The organism is uncultured Eubacterium sp. (assembly GCF_934525195.1).
Classification (GTDB): Bacteria; Bacillota; Clostridia; order Oscillospirales; family Acutalibacteraceae; genus Eubacterium_R.
Genome location: NZ_CAKSZA010000007.1, coordinates 1 through 21,878, shown reverse-complemented (window position 1 = coordinate 21,878; position 21,878 = coordinate 1). Strand labels below are relative to the sequence as shown.

The window sequence follows — 21,878 nt, the reverse complement described above, 5'->3', positions numbered from 1 at the left end:
TTCTATATAATATATGTTTTATATTATATATTTTAGCAAATGTATATTTTTTGCTGTTTTTGCATATTTCTGTATATTTTTTTATTATGACCACAACAGCGACCACTTATTTTCAGAAAGTAATTCAGCCGTTACATCAGTTGTAACGGCTTTTCTATATATTATATAATAATTTTTACATTATATTATGCTTCTTTTAATTTGCATTCAACATCCATAACTGCTGAGTATCCTATTTGAAAGGCTGCTTCCATTTTATCCGCAGCAGATGTCTTTATCTTTTTTGTTGCATGGACATATGTGTTCATAGTGAATGCCACATCTGAGTGTCCAAGCATACTTGACAATGCTTTGATTTCCACACCCTCTTCAAGTGCGATTGTGGCACATGTGTGTCTTAAATCGTGGAATCTTACTTCCTGTGGTAAACCTGCTCGCCTCAGCATTCGTTTAAACTTTCTTGTTACTGCATTCTGATCCCGATATGTTCCTGTTTCGGGTGATGGGAACATGAGTTTTGTTCCTTTCGGCTGTCGCATTTTTAATCTTGCAAGTGCTGTTGCACAATCAGAGCTAATTGCAATTGTTCTTATCGAATTTTTTGTTTTCGGAGTTTCTGCTTGCAGTGTTCCATCAATTCTCTGTACTTGCTTAGTTATTGAGAGTGTCTTGTTTTTCACATCTAAATCTTCCCACTCTAATGCAAGGATTTCGCCAAGTCTTAATCCTGTTGTTAATTCAAGGTAATAAAATTCAAAGCAACCGCTGTTGAAGGCTTCTTCAAGTAAGCGGTTGCTTTGTTCTTTAGTCAGAGTTGTCATTCCTCTAACTCTGTCTTTCGGCATATTCAATTTATCTGTTGGATTTTTATCTATTATCCCTTCATCTACTGCTTTTTCAAGAGATGCATGCAAAATTATCTTTATATCTTTTACAGTTCTTGAACTTAGACCTTGAGCAATGTCACTTGCTCTTTTCTGATTTATTCTGCCATTCTCATATACATCCATTATATATTGCTGACAGATTAACTTTGATAAATCTCTGAGGTGATATTTACCCAAGTAAGGATTTATATAATTCTTAATCATTGATTTGTACCCCGATATCGTTTTTGATTTTAAGTATCCTGTGCAAAAATTTTCAATGTAGATCTTATTCCATTCCTCAACGGTAGGATTAACGCAATCACCGTATTTACATCCATCATTGCGTTTTCTTTTTTCATTTTCCGCAATAAGTATGTCGAGTTTTTTCTGACACTCTGACTTTTTCATGTGTGTAACGGTTTTGTAATTATTCTTTCCGTTTTCATCTTTGCCGATGTAAAGGCGACCTTCCCACCTTCCATCTGCTCTTTTTCTCAATGTTCCCGTTCCTTTGGCTCTTTTTGCCATATTGTATCATCTCCTTTGCAACACCAACAATACCACACTTTTTCCCTAATATCCAGATAAATATGGGTGTTTGGCTGCGACCATTAAAAACCTTTAGAACTCGCTTTAATCCACGATTTAAATTCATCTCTCGGCACTACTTTTCGCCTGCCCAGAACGACACATGGGAAGGTTTTATCTGTGCTTGCTATATCATATATTCTTGATATTGACAAACCTATTGTATCCGATACATCTTTAATAGATAAAAACATCGGCATCTCATCATAATTATTATATTTCATAAATTGACACCTTCTTTCTGTATTTCAACATCTAAACTCTTTGCAATTGCTGTATCAAGCTTTTCTGATTCTTCGACAGTTAATGCACCTATATACTCTCCTAATCTTGATTTATCAACTATTCGTATCTGTTCAAGCAAAATCAGAGATTTACATTTTAAACAAGGATTATCAATCAGCACATGTGTTGGTATCCTTGCTTTTTTTCTGCTCGTAATCGGAGCAACAATTGTTGTTGGACTATATTTATTTCCTTTATCGTTTTGAATAATAACTACCGGTCTGACACCGCCCTGCTCACTGCCGATAACAGGGCTTAAATCAGCGTAGTATATTTCTCCACGCTTGACTATGTTCATTATACTGACTCCTGTATGTATAACGGCACAGGCAGTTAGTTTGATTGAATATACATATTATCACTAAAAATTAAACCTATGCCGTCATATTTTAAAGTTATTTTGCGTAATGTCATACTTGTCCACGACACCCCTGACAAAGGCAATAAAGAATAATCTTTATTGCTTTTGGGCATATAGCAAACTAAGGTCGGTTAACCTTATCATTGGAATCTCACCACTCCGAGGATCTCTCCGAGCTGCCCTCTTTGGTTGCGACGGTTTTATCACGCTCGACTTTTGACTGGACAGAAGTATCATTATCCCCATTATCTGTCATCGCATACCTATCAGCACCACTGATAGTTCGTAGCCAACAAACAAAGAGTCATAATGACTCTTGTTCGTGCTAAAGCTGCTTGCCCCTGTTCGTCAGAAACAATAATGGGAAAGTATTTGCTATATGGTATATTCAATTGTCAAGGTTCCTGAAATGCTCTCAAGCATTTCATTGGCTTCAGTATAATTAATTTCAAAATATAGCGTGTATCTTTGAAAGTTACATTTTTTCTGCTGTTCAGCATTTTTACCAAATCTCATATAAGAGTCTTGCTGCCAAGCCTTTCTTTGTATTCGTTTTGGATTAAAAATGCATTGATTTCGTCAATGTCATAAATCTTCATACAAATACAATCGTGAATCAGTCTGTCGAATGAAGGAAGGTTATTCTTTTGTTCAAATTCGTTGTTATATGTAAACGAATAACCGCCTTTTCCCATTAGCGCAGTCACTTCTTCAATACTTAATCTTAAACCTATGCATATCGAAAGCAATATTTCTTTTTTGGGAATATGATATTTATTACCTCTTAATCTTGAATATTGTATTCTTAATACACAAGTCCTTTGCTGAAACATTCCGTCTGTGGTAATTCCATTTTCATTACACAATTTGATGATATCTTCAGCAAGGGTTGTTTCATATTTTATATTGAAAAAATCATATGATGCCACCAATTGTTCAACTGTAATATCAAAAATTGATGATTTTTCTTGTTCTTTTGTATCTTTCAAAGTTACAGCTTTTTTATTTTCAGCGTTTTGCACAACGCATCTATTTTTATCACTATTCATATTAAACCTCCGAATTTTGAATTTTCTGATTTTTAAAATCCAGAGATTATGGATATTTTGCTACATAAGGCTGCCAAAAAGAGATAGTTATATCGTCCTTTCAAAAAGAACAAAAAGATAGAAGCCGGATCACTCCGACTTCTATCTTTTATAACCTATCTTTTTGTTCGCTAATTGAGAACATATCTACCGAAAATATATCCCATAAGGGACATACTTTCGGTTTTCTATGTTTTATTTTTATTATGTCTGATTTGAGATTTTATATCTTCATTGCTACTAATATATGCACTTATATCAACAGGAATATGAAAATTATTTTTATCTTTATCTTTTGAAAAAGCTGCACTATCAAAAAATGCTATTCGTTCATTTTCTGATAAATGCAGTATATCTGCCATAAGCAATACAGATTTATCATTCGGTGCAGGTTTTTTATCATTTTCAATGTCAGATAGATATGAATATCCCAAGTTCACCAATTCAGACATTTTTCTTAGTGATATATTTCTTTGTTTTCTTTTTTCTTTTAATAAAGTACCAAAGTTCAATTAATTCTCAGCTAATTTGCAATTCAACAATCTCCCGAAAATCACTAAAATGGTTTCCAAAACAAAAGCACATATAATTGCGGTTGAAAGAAATTTAATATTAAAATACAGCAAAACACAGTTTACTATAAATAAAGCGACACCTATGCAACCGATTATTCTCTTGAATTGATTTTTTTCATTTAATGAAAGTGGTTTTTGGGGTGTATCTGCCGGTGAAACAAGTGGCAAAACAATAACACATATCAAATGAATAATGAATAGGTAAACATTATCTATATTAATAAATACATACTTAATAGCAGCAATGCTAAAAAACAGAAATGATAATGATATTATTTGACAATGTAACTCTGTCTTTGCGTGAAAACCACCTGCAAATCGTCGTATTAAAAAAAATACTACAAAGAAAACTATACTTGATAATGTAATATCAAATATTACGCCAATTATTAGATTAAATATAAACAACCATAAATCAGATAAAACCACAAACCACCCATAGTGGTATAGTTCATAATCTTCTTCAGAAATTATATTTTTATCTACCCATTTTTGTGCAATGAATTCTGAAATATTATTTATCATTTTTTATTTTGAATTCATCAAGTTTTACAGGAGCCTTTGGCTGATAGGCAGCTCCTGTACTTGTTGAATTAGCATCCACTTTAAGAGAAAAGTTAAGAAATTCAACTACCTTTTTTATTGTATTATTCATACAAATTCACCTCCTTATAAGCCACATTTTACTGTTTATCTATTAATACTTCAATAATATAAAAAAGTTTCAGAATTTATTTTACAAAATTGCACAATATTCCAAGTGAAATTGTGAAATGTAAAAAAATATATTGCTCGTGACAAGTTTAATTTTGCATTTCATAATCATACTTTGTGTACGAAAATATCAACTAATGCTATGATTAACAAGGGTGATAGAATGTTACTTTTAGAAGATGATTTAATAGCAGAAAGAATTAAACATTTCCGTGAATCAGCTAATCTTACACAAGAAAAATTGGCTGAATTAATTGGTATTTCACGAAATCAAATGTCTAATATTGAGTGCGGCAATAACAAACTTTCTTATAAGACACTGCGAAAATTGTGTGATGCGTTAGATATATGTCCGTGTGAGTTAATTTGCGGAGCAAATCATAGAACTGTTCTCGAAAATACTGTAGATTTAATCAAACATATGGATGAAGAACAACAAATCATAATACATCAAATGGTTCTTGCATTTTACGAAAGTAATGTAGAATTGAAAAATAAAAAATAATATGTTATATTATGTTCAGGGAAACCTGAACTTTTTTATTATGAGGTGAATTATGGTTATCAATGCTTTAATTTGTGATGATGAACAAAAATACATAGAGCAAATACAAAAATGTCTTAGTGATTATTGCTATGACCATAGTATCACATACCATATTGATACATTTGCAAACGGCATGCTGGCAATTCATTCTCCAAATGCATATAATATAGCTTTCCTTGATATTGAAATTGATAATGTGTCAGGTCTCGACATTGCTAAATCTTTGAAAGAAAAGAATAAAAATGTTATCGTATTTTTTATTACCGCATATGAAAAATACATAGATGATGCAATGGATTTATTTGCATTGAGATTTATCAAAAAACCTATTGATAATATGCGATTATATGGTGGTATTGATAAGGCCGTTGAATTGATTAATGAAGACGAAATAAGCTTTTTTCTCAAATTTTCAGGTACTGCTGTAAAGATTAGAGCAAACGAAATTATGTATATTGAAATTGGCGATCATAAGACAATAATATTTACTGAAAATAATAATTATGAGTCATCAGAAAATCTTGATTATTGGGAACATAAACTTACAAATGTCTGTTTCAGCAGACCACATAAAAGCTTTATTCTCAATATGGAATACGTGGACAAATACAAAAGAAATGAAGTAACTCTAAAAAACGGAAAAATAATTCCTATTTCCTATCGCAACCAAAAAGATTTTAGAAAAATTTTCTGGGATTATTTAAAAAGGAGAAAATAATGATATCAGAATTACTGAATATCTGCTTGCAGATAATAGAAGCTTTAATAGCGTTCTATTTTTATGAAAGTATATCTCAGGAATCTAAAGGTAAACTGAAAAGAATTTCCATTATAATTATCGGATATTTGATGATGTGTGGTATGAATCTTGCTTTTAATTATAATGTTATCATTAATAATATTGTATTATTGATATTTCATTTCTTTTTTTCACTTTTTTTATATAAGCAAAAGATTCCAACCTCAATTTTTTATTCAATAATGTTCGCCTGCTTAATAACAGTTTCTGAAATCGTAGTTATAGATTTAATATCTGCAGCAACGGGAGCCAATTCACGTGCTTTTATTAATGACATTTCCTTTTATTCACTACTTATTGTTTTTAGTAAATCTCTTCTTTTCTTTACACTCAAGATTGTAAGTCATATAATAAACAGTTTTAAATCTAATGAAAAATTTGATTTTGAATTTTATATTTACCCCATAGTGCTGTTAATTGTTATAGTTGTCTTTGTCATTATATCTTATCAAAATGATTTAACAACTCAAAGTCATATTGTAATGGCGGTATCATCTATAATCCTAATTTTTGTAATAATAGTAACATGTATTTTGCAACAGCAATCTGCAAAAAGAAAAAGTGAATTATTAGAATTAAGGGCTATACAACAAAAACAGGATATAGAAAATACATATTTTGAACTGCTTGAACATCAAAATGAAGAATTGCAGATTTTTGTTCACGATATGCAAAAGCATCTTGGAAATATTTATAATTTATCTGAAGATTCAGAAAAAGCGAAAAAATATATATCAAACTTATTAACTGATTTATCAGACAGCAATAAAATAGGTAAAACCTCTAATAAACTGCTTGATTTGATAATAGATAAATATAAATATGTTTCTTCAAAGCAAAATATTCAATTAAAAACAGATATACATTCATCAGATTTGAGCTTTATAGCTGACAATGATTTAACATCTATTTTTAATAATCTTCTTGATAATGCGGTTGATGCTACTAAAAAATCATCAACTAAGGAAATATCTTTGGCAATTAACAGTTTCGGCAGTATGATGACGGTCGATTTATCTAACTCTTGTGATATTCCACCGACCCTAAAAAATGGTAAATTGGTATCCACAAAAAACGACCAAGGATTACACGGATATGGCTTTAAAAGTATAAGCAAGGCATTAAAAAAATACGATGGAGATATCGAATGGTATTATAATGAAAAAGATAAAACCTTCAATATATCCATTATCTTTCCAAAATCATAATAATCAATGTATAACACATAAAGCACACAGGTTTTGCCTGTGTGCTTTTCTTCTGTCAAATATAAATTTCGTTTAAGATGTGCAATTTCGTAGAAAAAATAATGCAGTTCTGTTAAAATGTTGAATTTATATTCATATATAATTTAAGGTATAAAATGACAATGTACAATAATGAAAATGAGAAATGAAGGTTAAATCACAATAAAATTCAAATAAAAAAGATATAAAAAGGAGGATTTCCAATGAAAAAGAAATTTAAAAAATCCCTTTCAGTTTTTCTTGCAGTGGTAATGGCAATAACAGTAATACCTGCTACTACCTATGCAATGGAAGAGTTTGAAAATGATTATGAATTTTCTGCTGACGAAGTTTCAATCAAATATGAAATTGAAAGTAAGCGTACGGAAAATTCAAAAACATATATGACAGAGGACGGCGGATATTATCAAGTATCAGCTGCCGTTCCTATTCACAACAATGTTAATGGTCAATGGCAGGAAATATCAGAAATAGATAATAACATTGATACTATTTCGGATGCAGAAAATGCAGTAAGTGAAATTGCTGCATATTCAGTTTCTAATCCTACCGAAACAGGTTTTTATGAAAGCGAAACTTTAACTTTATTTTCTAACGGCATAGATAAAAATCCGATGCGTATTGCCAGTTCAAATAAAACTGAAAATGGTATTAGAAGTTGTATATATGTTAAACCAAGTATTATAACCGATAAACAAGTATTTATAAACAATGCAACATTAACGGTATTTACAGGAAATGTCGATACAAAAAATAATAAAAACTTCATTGAAGTTAGAAAACTAAAAAACGAACTGACTCAAATTGAAAATGCACCACTGTTAACAGAAAATAATGTGATTATAGACAAACATATAGCTACAAGCAATAATGAAGAGTGTCAATTAGATATAACATCATATGCACACTATAGTTCATTGGGACTATACAAAAATACAGGAATAGCCCTTGAGCCTAAATATGGAGATACATCAATTGAGGTTAAGTCAATAGTGTTAGGTATATACTATCGTGAAATTGGTGATGTTGATAAAACAATAGAGTCGGAGACTGTAGATTTGGACAGAGCCGGAACATTATATGTTAATGATTACACCTGCTCTCCACTGATTGTCAGAAATGATTTAAGCGTATATGATGAACTTGCACAGGTTAATATTCAAACAATAATTAATCCTGCGGCAATTGACAATAATCCATCTGACGGTATTAACACTCGTACAAATTATTATAGCATTCTTCAATTTGAAAACGGAGAATACTATTGGAAAAACTGCGAAGGTGAATATATATTCTTCATACACAGCAGCGGTAATGATTTTGTCGGCTCAAATAGTTCAGGTGATAAATATATTTTATCTTCAGATTCCAGCGAGAGAACTGATTATGGCAAAATCACGATAGAAAGTGAAAAAGATAATACTAAATATCATTTTTCAACAATCGACTCAAATGGTTATGTTACAAAAATCGAATATGTTTTTACTGAAGGTAAGGATGAAAATAAAAAGCAATATGTAAATAAAGTTGAAATCACCTATGACGGAGAAAATATTTCATATATTACCGATGGCTCTAATAGAAAATACAGATACAATTATGAGAATGGTTTATTAACTTCAATCACCGTTTATTATATTTCAAACGACTCAGAACAGCCTGCCAAAGTAAATGGCAAGAACATTGCTGTTTTGTATTCTTATGATGAAAATCACAGGTTGAATAAAGTTACTTATCCTGACGGATACTATGCATCATATTCTTATAATGAAAACGGCAGAATTCTCAATGTTACTGCATATGAAAATAGTTCTTCTAACAGTGCTGGAATAGATTTAACATTAAATTACCAAAATGGTATTGCTAAATCAAATGTTCTTTCTAAGTACACTTTGAAAACAAATGGTGTTGTTTCTAATGAAGTGGAAATCAATTCACCTATGGACAATACATATAATCGTGTTTTTTCGGATATATTAAATAAATCCGAAAAAATTATGCACTATGATCAGGATTCAAATCTTATACACTATAAAGATTATAATGGGCAAGAATACTATTTAAATTATACAAATAAAAAATTGCAGCACTTAATATACGAAGATGCTTCTTCAAAAAATATAATTTCAAATGGTGATTTTGAAAAAGCAGATAATTGGGCACTTACTGAAACATCGACCATAACTGACAATGCACCAATAAAAGAAAATGGCAGCACAGCCAATAAGGTTATGGCATTTACATCTGATAGTATATTAGGGAGAGGAGCTACTCAAACAGTAAATGTAACTCCGGGAGAATCATATGTCCTTGCCTGCTCAGCTTATTGTAAGCAAGCACTACCTTTTAAGAATGACGGAGATAATTCAAATGAAAATAATAGATATTATTCTGTAAGAGTTTACGGTGCAGCGAGCGGTAAACCTGTAGGTGAAACATATTTTGATTATAATATTGTAAATAACTGGCAAACTTCAAAGTGTGTCATTGATATTCCAGAGACTATTTCTAAAGTTAAAATTGAAATCAATAGTTTAAATATGCCAGGAGAGTGCTATTTTGACGATTTAAAAATGTATGTAGCAACTATAGATAATGCCCCTCCTGTTGTTCCTAAACCGGGTCTTCCTAAATATGATATTGTCAGAAATGAATATGGTCAAATTACCGATATTATAAAAGTAAGAACCGGTGACAAAACACTCGGCAAGCATTATGAGTATGATTCTTCGCATTATAAATCACAGGTTGAAGAAGCAGGAAAAGTAACATATTATAATTATGATTGTGGCAGCGGATTACTTACATCAAAAGGTAAAAATACGGATTCGTCCAAAAACACTCAATATACATATAGCGGAATAGGTGTATTAACCTCTGTTCAACAAGCAATCACTACTGCTGAAGGCGATACCATTAATCAGACTGTTGAATATTCTTATGATGATAATGACCGAATTTCTTCAATTTATCATAATGGTTGTCTTTATGAGTACACATATAACCCAAATGGCAAGATTGAAAATGTAATTGTAAAGGAATCTGCTGAAGATAATTCCAATATTGATTACTCCATATCATATGAATATAATCTTGATAATGTTGGCAAAGTGATTTTTGGTAATGGTGCAAGCATTGTCTATGAATATTCCGGAGACAATATAACAAAGACTATCTATGATAATGGTAAATCAGGTGATGAAAAAGAAACCTATGTTTACTCATATAAGTATAACAGTGACGGATCTGTTGCAGAGATGACCGATGAGGTTTCAAATACAGTTACAACTTACACAAAAAAAGGCTCTACTGTAAAGAAAAACGGCTCAACAATTTATTCTAATACAGGCAGTAGAATAAATCTCTTTGGCACATCGTTTTCATACTCACAATCTTCATCTGAATCAAGAGATAAAACAAAAACTACAATCAAAGATTCATATATAGTTTCTGCTGTTCAAGGGCATACAGTAAAAGCTGAAACTGTTTTAGATACTTTTGACAGAACGATGAGTACATCAGTAGAAAACAAGGGTAATACCGACAAAAACACACATTATAGATTAACCTCCAGTACAAAATATGTTGAGGGTATTAACAATAGACAGACAAATTTAGTTTCCCATTACGAAACCGAACTTTCAAAACGTTCTAATAAAATTTTGCCTGAAAAATATGAGAATACCCGTATATCAGCAAAATGGAGCTATAAATATGACAATGTCGGTAGAGTAACATCTGTATTTAAGAAATCAACAAATAATATCACTCTTGCTCCGTCAAACAAGACCTCGTATGCATATAACGAAGGAGATTTAGTTCGTCATTATCAATATGATGAGGGTGGTCAGATTTCTTTAGAAATTAACCCCGAATCCCATACTGCAATAAGATATTATTATAATGAAGGCGGAAACATTTCTAAAAAAGTTTCTTATGAAAATTTAACAAGTAGCGATTATTCATATGATTACAGCACTGATAAATTGTCTTTTAATCCAAAATCAAATGGAACAACCACAAATCTTACATATAAATCAAACGGCATGACAGATTATCTTACAAGTTATAATGGTAAAACAATTACTTATGATAAAGCAGGAAATCCGTTGGATTATGCAGGAAATGGTATGGATTATTCCTCTATTTCAGGTACAATGACTTGGAATGGTGACTTGTTAACCTCTTTCAGTAATGGCAACGACATTTATAAATATACATATGATGGTGACGGAAAAAGAACTTCCAAAACCTATTATGAAAGCAAACATGATACTGTGCCTACATCAAGAATAGAATATATTTGGGATGGTGATATTATCACCGGTTACAGAGCTCAGTTCTATGGAGAACTAACTGAAAATGATTCACAATCCCCTTCAAACACTGGCGAAAAAGTTCTTTATTATGATAAAACTGTCAAGGTAATCTACAGCAACAATGATATAGTTGGTGTTTGCGTTGTTGCAAATGAGGGTGAACCTTCTGATAAAAATACTTCAGTAGAAATCAACGATGCAATAAAAAAGTTAGATTGGGATCAGTCTGCAAATTACACTTTTGTAAAAGATGGTCAAGGCAATATTACTGAAATATATGATCCAAGTGAAAAAGTAATTATTTCTATGTCCTATGATGCTTATGGAAATATGACGCCAAATTATATGGGCACATTTGTCCAAGATATATTAAATGAATATAAAGGCCAGCAAACAGGAACATGGTGGATTGATTTAATTTCGGCATTCGTCTGTGCTCTTGTTATAGCAATGTATTTAAGTGGAATATTTGTAAGTGTTGAACAAGGTTTCAAAGGATATATTTATGATATTGAAACAGGTTTATATTACGGAAAGAAACGATATTATTCGCCAGCTTGGGGCAGATTTATCAATGCCAGCGACCCTATGACCTTAACAGAAGATATGAGCAGCGTATATAATTCAAATCTCTTCAACTATTGCGGTAATGATCCTGTAAATAACATAACTAAAACAGGTTTCAATTCTCCCGATCAGGTTATAAGCGATTCCTTTGTACCTCAATTAGTAAACAGCACAAATAACCTGATTAAAGAAAATCGCTCAACAGCAAAATACTTCGGTGAAATTTCAACAGGATTAGATACCCTCAGTCTTGGTTTAAGAAGCACCTTAGATGCAGATGCAAAATCCTATTGGGATGAAACTTTACACAAGCAAAAAGATGTTGTTGATAACGGATATGGATTTAATTACATTCAATCTGCTATTGATAAAAATACATCTTCTGTAACAAAGTATTCTGTAAACGAGCAAAATACACCATATAAGGTTTCAGAATCTATTGATTAAAATTTATGATACAGATATGCCATTGGGCATATCTGTATCAGTTAGAAAGTGGTAATGATATTATGAAAAAGCTTATTAGTATAATACTGATATTAACAATGTTTACATCTGTGATATATCCTTGTCAAAGTGTAATAGCAGCAGAAATAAAGCAAAATAACGCACTGACTGTTAGTGAAAATATTATTAAAATGACAGATGAATATAATACTGAATACGAAGAAAAATTAGATAATTCTGATTCGGAAAGTATAACAGTTGACAACAGACTGATTGTTGAAACTAAATCAAAAATCAACACATATGATTCTGTTGATGAGGTTTATGGTTTAGGTTATGCTTTTATTCAGTTTGATAATGAGGAAGATACTCAAAAGGCAGCATTTCAGTATAAAAAGCAAGGCTTAACTGTATCTAATGACAGAATATATAATCTCAATGCCACTTCATATGCAAATTTTTCTAATGATGAAAAATGGGCGTACACATTTACAGAATCAGATACAACTGTTAAATATTTTAAAAATAAAAAGTTATCCGATGTAACTGTCGGAATTATTGATTCTGGTATTGATTATACACATTCTCTTCTTAAGTCAAGAGTTTTACGAACAAACACTAATTTCAGCACATCAGGTAATCAAAATGATGAAATGGATGACCAAGGTCACGGAACAAGCTGTGCAGGAATCATTGCACAGGCTACTACCGATAATGTGAAAATTCAGGGCTTTAAAGCAGGCAGTGCGGACGGGCATGTGTATACTTCATCTCTTATATGCACTTATGAATATATACTTAATATGAATGAGAAGCCTGATGTAATCAATATGAGTTTTGGCGGATATGGAAAACCTCTCCCAACCGAAACGCAATTGCTTGAAGAACTGAAAAAAAGTGGAATTGCTTTAATTGCAAGTGCAGGAAATGAAAATCTTGATACTGCAGACAGCACACCTGCAAATGATGAAAATGTTTTTGCTGTTTCTGCCTTTGACCCAAATGGAGTAAAATGTTTTTTTTCAAATTACGGAACTACTGTTGACATAGCTGCTCCCGGGACGAATGTATACACATCTAAACTTGGTGGTGGATATACAAACAGTTTTACAGGTACATCAGCCTCTGCTCCTTTTGTTTCAGCGGCTGCTGCAATTGTTCTTATGCAAAATAATACACTGACTCCTGATGAAGTATATGAAAAAATCAAGGCTTCTGCATTCAATACAAACAAATCTGCAGACAAATTGTGGGCAGGTGCAGGGCTACTTAATTATTTTAATCTTATTGATGGCGATAGAAAAAGCCCTGTCACATTTAATTATGAGGGCGGACAATATGATGACACTATCAAAGTGGAATTGACATCTGCAGACAGACTTAACACAAAAATCATTTATACTACTAATAATACTTTACCAAGTGCATCAAACGGAACAAAATATTCAGGTCCGATTACAATTGATACTCACGCAACTATAATTGCCGCTGCCTTTCCAATCGTTGGCAGTTCACTTCACAGCCAATATACTTCTGCAAGTTATCAGATATTCAGAAATGCCGATGAAAATGATTTTGAAATTACTGATGACGGAACAATAACATCATATAACGGTAAATATGTTGCTATCAAACTGCCTGATACTATTAAAGGAATAACACCTACTGCTATCGGAGAAAACTGTTTTAAAAACAGTGATATTGTTAATATAGAATTACCAAAAACAATAGATGAATTAAAGAGCAATGCCTTTGAAAACAGTTCACTGCAGCGAATTGTGGCAGAAGGAGTTGAAAGCTGTTGGAATACGGCAGTGTTTAAAAACTGTTTTTCTCTTAATGAAGAATATATGCCGAATATAACTTATCTTGGCGAAGAAGCGTTTTATAATTGCAGTATGATAAATACTTTTTCTTTTAAGGATAACCTTAAAACTGCCGAAATACAATGTCTTTCCGGGACAGGTATAACCGAGGCTGATTTTCCAAATTTAATATATATAAACAGAGCATTTGAGTCTACGCCTGTAAAAACAGCATCTTTACCTAAACTGACAGATCTTAATGGTGCTTTCAGAGGATGTACTTTGCTTGAAAGTGTATATATCCCGAATGTTTACAAAATAGGAGAATATGCTTTTGGCGGATGTGTTTCATTACCGCAGGATATGGATTTTTCTAAAATTACAGAAGTTGGATCTAACGGTTTTGCAGAAGCACCATTTGAAATTATAGATTTACCAAATTGCACAAAGCTTTGGGGCTACGCATTTAAAGATGCATTTTCAAAAACAATAAACCTGCCGATGTGCAAAACACTTGGCGGCGGTGATTTCACGGGTGAGTATATAGAAACTGTGAACATTGAAAATGCAGAAAGCATAGAAAGTATAATTGATGCTGAATTTATCAATGCATTTTCACTAAAGAACATATATGCGCCAAAGTTAAAACAAGTTCCTGCATTTGATTTTGACGATGTGGGATTGCAGCAAATTAAAAACGGTAAGAAACCTGTCATTGAATTTATTTACGCACCTTCAGCAACAAAATTCAATTACAAACGCTCAAACTTTAAAGCTTGCGATAAGCTTGACTTCCTTTTTGCACCAAATCTTGAAAGTATAAGCGGCTATTTCTATTTTCCTGAAAATGATAATTTTACATTATATTTATCAGATAGTTTAAAGGTAGGCACCAATCTAGAAAGCAACATAAACGGAAAATATACTGTTGTTGCACCTACAGGCTCTTTTGCTGAACAATGGGCAAAAAAAGAATGGATTTATTATCCTGATGGATTGAATTTTATTCCGAGTGACAGCCGTGCTGTTGATGAAAATAACAAAGATTTAGTGGAGGGTATTAACACACACGCTAAAGGTAAATCAATCTGCACATCCGTTGCCGGCTTGAGATTTGGTTTTGACTGGACTGCAATACCTGAAGTTGAAGAGCTTGCAAGCAATATTGAATACGGATTTATTTACAGTCAGAAAGGTGCAGAAAATCTTTCTATAGACACTGTGGATAACAAGAATGTTAAGCGGCTCGTTGCAAATAATCGTGTAACAAACGGTGACAATACATCATTCAATCTTGTTATTGCAAACATTCCTGATTCTTATCAGAGCAGAGAAATAACGGCAAGAGCATATATTTGTATTGACGGAATGTATTTTTATTCAAATGTTCAAAAGGCTTCATTCAAGAGTGTTGCTGACCTTGTTTTAGCTGATGATGAGATTGATTTAAGCACAAAAAATGCTGTTAAAAATTTACTTGCCAAGGAGGCATAGCAATGAAGGAAAAATACTTAAAGCCAGCTGCTTATATTGAAGAATTCAAAACAGTTGATGTTATCACAACAAGCATCAACGATATTAAGCCTGATGACAATATTGTTGACGGCAGTGATGGATGGTAATATGAAAAAGCAATTACTTATTATTTCAATAATTGTTGTTATAGTCAGTATTTTTGTTTCATGTTCAGTCAATAAGGAGGGCAACATTCAGTTGCCCTCTACAACTGCTGTTACGGATGAACAAGGCACAACGCATTATTATGAGCCTGTGACAGAAGATAAAAACGCCACTGTTTTCGCTGAAATTGTAACGGATGATAACGGCAAAGCGGTCGCAAAAAAGAATGGTGAATATGTTACTAAAGAACATACTACCATTCTAACTACTACTGAAAAAACAATTTCATCAACAAAACAGGCACAGAACAATTCCTCTGAAAATTCTGACGATAATAAAATTGAATTTGAAACAACAACGAAAAGAGATAAAACTACTACAACTACTGCTGCAGTTAAGCCAACCGAAAAAGAAACAACTTCAACTGCAAATCCAACAAAGATTTCTACTGATAAAGACGGCTGGATTGATAAGTGGTATTAAAACATAAGAAAAGAGAAGAATTTTGAAAAAAGTATTATTAATCATTATGTGTATTATTATTTCATTTGCTTTAGCTTCCTGCAGTAATAATACATCATCTGAAAATAAGATATCATCAAAAAACAATAATCAAATTGTATCAGAGAAAAAAACTGATACAGTTACAGAAACATCAACTGAGCCAAGTAAAGATACTGAAAAAAAGATTAAAAAGTTTTATGTAAATTACAGTGGTTTCAAAATGGATGTTGATTTTGACGAAGATGATATAGCAGATTTATTAGATGCAGAAAAGAATGCCACTGTTCCCGATGTAAAAATGAAGACATCCTTTGCTGAACTTATAGCAATATACGACGATAATACTGAAGGTGTTTTCGGTACAATTTATATGGGAGAAGATGATTGCTACTACTTAAAATTCGCTAACAGCGAAATTGAAGGTGCCGCATATAAAATGGGTGATTCTTCATTAACCGAAAATCTATTCTAAAATTTGAATTATCAATAAATTAATTACTATTGCAAAAAGGAGGTCGATATATACATGAGAAAATCTTTTTCTTCTCAAAACAAAGTGAAATCAACGGATATTTACGATAAAAAATGTAAGATTATTACTAAAACAGGATTATATTTTGAAGATAGTGTATTCGATATTATTATCAAAGTCGGCAAGCCCGATAAAGTTGATAAACCAAGTATTCACAATATCTCACTAACATATTCAAAGGTTTTAAGCTAAATAAGTTGAAAAAAGCGTTTGAATTACAGAAAAAAATTCTTAAAATGAATAATTCGAACGACAATATTATTTTTAGCTATAATTTAATGCTTTACGATTTGTTTGTTAACGGTTACAGTTCCTGACAGGTTATGAACTACCTGACCATTACCAATATAGATACCAACATGACTGTAGGGATTAGAAGCATATCCATAGACAGTTGCGCCAACCTGTATCTTACTAAAATTACTTGATATTTTCCAACATATTCATATTATAAATCAGTAAATTTTATAGAGGTTATCTTTGTCGTATATTAAATCAAGTAAATACTCTTTCTGTTGTATATATTTAAGATGGGTACTTCACTACACCTATCATGATGACAGGAGCCACCTTCCACCAATTGATCATAATACTCTTTTGGCGGAAGGATTTTCTTTTTGTTCATTGCATTTTCAATTTGTAAAGCAGACTGCTCTTGCCGCCATGTTTTCTGTATCTCTGTTCAGTAATGATAAAGCCTTCTTTTCTTAAATCTTTCAAAGCTCTCCGAACTGTTGATTCAGAGAGTTTTAATTCTTTTGCTATGGTAGGAATAGAGGGCCAGCATTCTCCATCCTTATTGGCTCTGTCAAAAAGATAGATATATACAGATACAGCACGGTGTGACAAATCTGCTTTGTAAATATGATTAAGTCTGCCTATCTTGTTCATCCTCTTTTCTTGATGGTGGTTCAATTTTAATAGAAGTAGACTTATCCTGTTCTTCGGCTTTCTGTTGACTTTCATCGTAATTTGCTTCTGTTTTTTCATTTTCAACAGACTGTTCTGCCTTTACATGATTTTGACCGCCTGATGATGAGTTGTTGTTATCTTCATTTTCCTCAGCAGGATCCATCCATTCAGGATGATATCTGCGTATTATCTCATCTATCAATTCATTCTTATTGGCATACTTAACCTCACGATTTCCCTGTTCTTCCATTTCATATGGTTCTTCAAATTCAATACCCCATTTGAAAAACAATTTCAGCTTCACTTTCATCGGATAACAGCCTGTTTTCATAACAATAAAGTTTCCCTTGGGCAGAGACTTTAACTCATCGGGTGTCATCAATGGTCTTTCTATCATTTGCAGTGACTGTGACGGATCGTTCTTGCTTCTGCTTACCGAGCCTGTCATGACTGTTCTGCTGCCAAGTGCTTTTGACAATACATCTGCCGAGCTGCTATTTGGAGCAAAACCACCGAATATTGTGAGTTGTGTATTATCAATAATAATCTCACTGCCTTCCTTACCATAGTTCTTTTCAAGCTGAGCAAAGGATTGTATAATCGGCACAATCTGTAATCGTCTTGAACGGGATGCACTGAACATCATTTCTGCTGATTCTATCTTGGGCAGCGTGCCAAACTCATCGCAGAAAAATACACAGCGATTTTTAAGTTTACCACCGTTTTCATCAGCAACCGAGAGTATCTCTCTGTATAACTGCTGAATAATTAAGGAAATCATAAAGAACGTGTTCGGGTTTTCTTCAGGCATTACAAGAAAAATTGCAGACTTTTCATTACAGAATCGCTCTGCATCTATCTCTGTATCAAAACACAAAATCTGCTCAAGTTCTGAGTCGAGAAAAGCATTAAGTCTTGATAATGCAGTAGACATAACAGAAGCCATACTCTGTTCTGCTGTTTTCAGAGCTGCCCCTGCAAACCACTTTGCTTTGTGTTCATCAGGAAGAAGTTCCATTAAGGTCTGAAATTGATTCTTTCCTTTATTGCCTTTACCCTTTGCAGGAGCCAACAGTTCCTGAATGATTTTGAACACTGATACAATGTGTCTTTCTTCAGGCTCACAGAATTCAGCAACAAGCAATATTGTTGCTGACAACAGACCTTCAGCGGCATCATAGAAATATGCGTTTTGTCCGAAGGAGGCGGCATCCATTCCTGACAGGATTATGGTTTTAGCAATTATCTTTGCATACTTTTCTGCCTTTGCCTTGTAAACTAACATCTTCGGATTTTTCTGATACATATCCATATACTTATTTACAAGGTGTAAAAGATTGTTACCATTACTCTTGGTAGGATTACGCAGATCAATGACTGATATGTTGTAACCATAATACTTTTGGGCAATCGTGCCATAGTTTCGCATGATGTCACCCTTGGTATCGGTTGACAAGAAAGACATACTTGTTGCAAGAGCATATTCAATACACGGATACATCCAATATGCTGTTTTACCAACACCGGCAGCACCAATCATAAGTGCATGAACATCTCCTGTATCCACAAGTGCTGTTGTGTCGAACTTAGTTCCTTTACAGCCAACGATCAAACCTTGTTCTGTTGGCAGACAGTTTCCTTTACGCCATTCTTTCGGATTGAATGGTACTTCTGCATAGGTGTCATGGATTTCCTTTTTAGTTGCCCAACGAGCAGTACCATGCTGTCCGTTACCAACCGTTTTATTTTTAATTTCATTTAAGCTGTAGACATGTGTCAACAATGTTATTCCACTAAGAATAGACACCATTACAACTGCAACTACAACCAAAGCCATTATATTACCCAATTGATTTCACTCCCTTCTTCGTCTGCATTTAAATAATCTTCATTCCAGTCTTTATATGACGGAACAATTATTTCTGATTTATAACCATTCATATTATCCAATTTATTTTGTGTTCTTTTAGCAGCTCTCTGACCATAAAAATCGTTATCATAACCTATGAACACTTCATTGATATTCGGATAATCATTCAGGCATTGAAAAAGCACCCTGTCCGAGATGGAGCAGGATGCTGCGTAACTATTTTCTTTCCAATTTTCTTTATTCATACATATATATGAGAGCATATCAATGGGCGCCTCAAACAAGAATAGTTTGTTATTCGTTCCAATCCAATGGAATGCAAACTCATCTAAACTGCCTTCAGCATTTCCCTTGAATGTGTTGCTTTTGAGTATCCCTCGCTTATTAGCATGACGAGGAACACCGTTTTTATCAAAACCAACGAACACCGCATTGTGATAATCTAATGATTCAAAAATCATTTTCTTATCCACAAATGCCTGAATGATATCCTCATCAATACCTCTGACATTGCACAGATAATCTTTGACTCTGTTCATATTCCAATATGCTTTGGGCATTTCAAATGGTTTTCGTTCAATTTCTTTTGGTTTGGTTCTGATGACAGCACCGCATTTTCCATCTAAAAGAAACTGCACAGCTTCAGCATATTCTTTGTTATAGAACTTTCTGACAAAGCCTACTGCATCACCGCCGACTCTTTCATACTGATGAAACCAAAGGTTTCCTCTAATAGTGACCTTCTGTGTTCCGTCAAGCCATTCATATTCACTGCCTGACCTTTTCAAAGTTTCACCCTGACTTTTGAGCAGTTCTACAATATCTGTAGTTCTTGCTCGTTCTCTTTCTTCTTCTGTAAAATGAATATATGATGACAATTTAAGACCTCCTTTGTTTTTTATCAACATATAATTATTGTAAAAATTCTTTCAAAAATTCAAATTTTTTGTGTTGCCTTTTGCAATTTTCGACACTATATATATGAAACACAAAATTTTTGATATTTTTAGTGTCAAGATATAAAAATGATACGTTTTTGTAGAAAAAATGTGCAGTTTTGCATTTTGCATTGACAATTTGCCAATAAAGCCTATATTAAAAGTGTATTATTCTTTTTTATTTAAGGACAAATTCATCTTATTTCTCGGATGCTTTGACTCTAATATCTCACGGGTTTTGCTTGTGCTGATATGGGTATATATTTGTGTTGTAGCAATAGAACTATGTCCGAGAAACTGCTGAATGTATCTTATATCCACATCTTCATTGTGGAGCTCAGTTGCGAAAGTATGTCTGAACATATGTGGTGTAATGTGCAATGGTGCTCCAACAGCATTTGCATAATCATTAACCATATATCGTATGGACTGCTCAGATAAGCGATTGCCTAACCTATTTACCAATAGGTAATAAGACTTTTGCGAACGGCTTATCAGGTAATTGCTTATCGTTTTACATAAATCGTTACTTATGCACATAATGCGTTCTTTTGAGCCTTTGCCGAAGATACGAATTGTGTTATCTCCGAGATTGATAGCTGAAGTTTTCAGATTCGAAATTTCCGAAACTCTCATACCGGTAGAGAACAGCAGTTCCAGAACAACGATATTTCGAAGAGCCACCTCTTTTTGATACTTAGTAACAGTAATGGAATGTTGTTTGTATGCGTAGGCAAGCATATTCTGAATACAGTTCAATGGTATCGTTCTTGGCAACTTTAAGGCTTCTTTGTATTTCAAAATGATTTTATGGAACGGATTGAATTCAATAATATCCTCAATTTCCATATACCGATAAAATGCTTTAACACAGGCAATCTTTCGTTTGGCACTTTTTGGCTTGTACTTATTGTGTAGCATATTGATATATGAATTGAGTTCATTTTTGTCAAAACAGTCACGATGCTTCATAAAATCGCAAAACTGTTTCAAATCAATTTTGTAAGCCTTGAGAGTTAGGTCACTTAAACCTTTTAAGGACTTACAGACTATCAAATATTTATCCTTTTCATCAACTAAATTAAACATAAAAAATCCTCCGTATATTGATAAATCAATTATGACGGAGATTATCTCAAAAGTCGATTGAAAATGATGGATATTTATAAAAAGTATGCAATTTTGCACGGAAAATGTGCATTTTTGCATTTTGTATAGATTTAATTAGCATTTTGTGCTATTAAAAATAAAAAATATATTTGAGTAGAGGATAATATTCAATTATCAAATA

The 21,878-nt window shown here is 32.7% G+C and carries 21 protein-coding genes; 9 read left to right on the top strand and 12 right to left on the bottom strand.

Going from position 1 to position 21,878, the window contains the following annotated elements; translation table 11 throughout:
* Positions 1-185 precede the first annotated feature (185 nt).
* The 7 genes from Q0E03_RS07620 to Q0E03_RS07590 all read right to left on the bottom strand — a co-directional run bounded on the left by Q0E03_RS07620 (position 186) and on the right by Q0E03_RS07590 (position 4,421).
* Positions 186-1,397, bottom strand: a complete 1,212-nt coding sequence (locus Q0E03_RS07620; RefSeq protein ID WP_297131211.1) for a site-specific integrase — start codon at positions 1,395-1,397, stop codon at positions 186-188.
* A gap of 83 nt (positions 1,398-1,480) precedes the next feature.
* Complete coding sequence (locus tag Q0E03_RS07615) at positions 1,481-1,681, bottom strand: AlpA family transcriptional regulator (RefSeq protein WP_176775381.1); 201 nt, start codon at positions 1,679-1,681, stop codon at positions 1,481-1,483.
* Complete coding sequence (locus tag Q0E03_RS07610; RefSeq protein ID WP_297131206.1) at positions 1,678-2,040, bottom strand: type II toxin-antitoxin system PemK/MazF family toxin; 363 nt, start codon at positions 2,038-2,040, stop codon at positions 1,678-1,680. The genes Q0E03_RS07615 and Q0E03_RS07610 overlap by 4 nt, the downstream gene beginning before the upstream one ends.
* A 575-nt stretch (positions 2,041-2,615) precedes the next feature.
* The gene (locus Q0E03_RS07605; protein WP_297131203.1) at positions 2,616-3,152 is read right to left on the bottom strand and encodes a hypothetical protein; all 537 of its coding nucleotides are present in this window, start codon (positions 3,150-3,152) and stop codon (positions 2,616-2,618) included.
* 227 nt (positions 3,153-3,379) lie between these two features.
* On the bottom strand, positions 3,380-3,703 hold the full coding sequence (locus Q0E03_RS07600; RefSeq protein ID WP_297131200.1) for a helix-turn-helix domain-containing protein: 324 nt from the start codon (positions 3,701-3,703) through the stop codon (positions 3,380-3,382).
* On the bottom strand, positions 3,704-4,291 hold the full coding sequence (locus Q0E03_RS07595) for an accessory gene regulator ArgB-like protein (RefSeq protein ID WP_297131199.1): 588 nt from the start codon (positions 4,289-4,291) through the stop codon (positions 3,704-3,706).
* Complete coding sequence (locus Q0E03_RS07590; protein WP_297131196.1) at positions 4,281-4,421, bottom strand: cyclic lactone autoinducer peptide; 141 nt, start codon at positions 4,419-4,421, stop codon at positions 4,281-4,283. Before Q0E03_RS07590 ends, Q0E03_RS07595 begins: the two co-directional genes overlap by 11 nt.
* A 222-nt stretch (positions 4,422-4,643) precedes the next feature.
* Here Q0E03_RS07590 and Q0E03_RS07585 point away from each other — a divergent pair, with 222 nt between their 5' ends.
* The 9 genes from Q0E03_RS07585 (at position 4,644) to Q0E03_RS07545 (ending at position 17,059) form a co-directional block, all read left to right on the top strand.
* Positions 4,644-4,985, top strand: a complete 342-nt coding sequence (locus Q0E03_RS07585) for a helix-turn-helix domain-containing protein (RefSeq protein ID WP_297131193.1) — start codon at positions 4,644-4,646, stop codon at positions 4,983-4,985.
* A gap of 52 nt (positions 4,986-5,037) precedes the next feature.
* Positions 5,038-5,745 (top strand): LytTR family DNA-binding domain-containing protein, encoded by a 708-nt coding sequence (locus Q0E03_RS07580; RefSeq protein ID WP_297131190.1) that lies wholly within the window; start codon positions 5,038-5,040, stop codon positions 5,743-5,745.
* On the top strand, positions 5,745-7,034 hold the full coding sequence (locus Q0E03_RS07575) for a GHKL domain-containing protein (protein WP_297131187.1): 1,290 nt from the start codon (positions 5,745-5,747) through the stop codon (positions 7,032-7,034). The genes Q0E03_RS07580 and Q0E03_RS07575 overlap by 1 nt, the downstream gene beginning before the upstream one ends.
* A gap of 242 nt (positions 7,035-7,276) precedes the next feature.
* Positions 7,277-12,406 (top strand): RHS repeat-associated core domain-containing protein, encoded by a 5,130-nt coding sequence (locus Q0E03_RS07570; RefSeq protein WP_297131185.1) that lies wholly within the window; start codon positions 7,277-7,279, stop codon positions 12,404-12,406.
* Between the two features lie 191 nt (positions 12,407-12,597).
* Positions 12,598-15,705 (top strand): S8 family serine peptidase, encoded by a 3,108-nt coding sequence (locus Q0E03_RS07565; RefSeq protein ID WP_297131182.1) that lies wholly within the window; start codon positions 12,598-12,600, stop codon positions 15,703-15,705.
* Between the two features lie 2 nt (positions 15,706-15,707).
* Positions 15,708-15,833, top strand: coding sequence for a hypothetical protein (locus Q0E03_RS07560; RefSeq protein WP_273431476.1), 126 nt, complete (start codon positions 15,708-15,710; stop codon positions 15,831-15,833).
* 91 nt (positions 15,834-15,924) lie between these two features.
* Positions 15,925-16,314, top strand: a complete 390-nt coding sequence (locus tag Q0E03_RS07555; protein ID WP_297131179.1) for a hypothetical protein — start codon at positions 15,925-15,927, stop codon at positions 16,312-16,314.
* A 22-nt stretch (positions 16,315-16,336) separates the two neighbouring features.
* The gene (locus Q0E03_RS07550; RefSeq protein ID WP_297131177.1) at positions 16,337-16,807 is read left to right on the top strand and encodes a hypothetical protein; all 471 of its coding nucleotides are present in this window, start codon (positions 16,337-16,339) and stop codon (positions 16,805-16,807) included.
* Positions 16,808-16,861: 54 nt separating this feature from the next.
* Positions 16,862-17,059 (top strand): hypothetical protein, encoded by a 198-nt coding sequence (locus tag Q0E03_RS07545; protein WP_297131174.1) that lies wholly within the window; start codon positions 16,862-16,864, stop codon positions 17,057-17,059.
* Between the two features lie 83 nt (positions 17,060-17,142).
* Here the strand turns inward: Q0E03_RS07545 and Q0E03_RS09100 are convergent, their stop codons facing one another.
* From Q0E03_RS09100 to Q0E03_RS07525, 5 genes are all read right to left on the bottom strand, one after another.
* Positions 17,143-17,277 (bottom strand): NlpC/P60 family protein, encoded by a 135-nt coding sequence (locus Q0E03_RS09100; protein ID WP_367270252.1) that lies wholly within the window; start codon positions 17,275-17,277, stop codon positions 17,143-17,145.
* Between the two features lie 211 nt (positions 17,278-17,488).
* Positions 17,489-17,758, bottom strand: coding sequence for a helix-turn-helix domain-containing protein (locus Q0E03_RS07540; protein WP_297131171.1), 270 nt, complete (start codon positions 17,756-17,758; stop codon positions 17,489-17,491).
* Entirely contained in the window at positions 17,736-19,616 is a 1,881-nt protein-coding gene (locus Q0E03_RS07535; protein ID WP_297131168.1) for a type IV secretory system conjugative DNA transfer family protein, read from the bottom strand. Before Q0E03_RS07535 ends, Q0E03_RS07540 begins: the two co-directional genes overlap by 23 nt.
* The gene (locus Q0E03_RS07530; RefSeq protein WP_297131165.1) at positions 19,616-20,527 is read right to left on the bottom strand and encodes a DUF3991 and TOPRIM domain-containing protein; all 912 of its coding nucleotides are present in this window, start codon (positions 20,525-20,527) and stop codon (positions 19,616-19,618) included. The genes Q0E03_RS07535 and Q0E03_RS07530 overlap by 1 nt, the downstream gene beginning before the upstream one ends.
* Before the next feature lie 228 nt (positions 20,528-20,755).
* The gene (locus tag Q0E03_RS07525) at positions 20,756-21,676 is read right to left on the bottom strand and encodes a tyrosine-type recombinase/integrase (RefSeq protein ID WP_297131162.1); all 921 of its coding nucleotides are present in this window, start codon (positions 21,674-21,676) and stop codon (positions 20,756-20,758) included.
* Positions 21,677-21,878 lie beyond the last annotated feature (202 nt).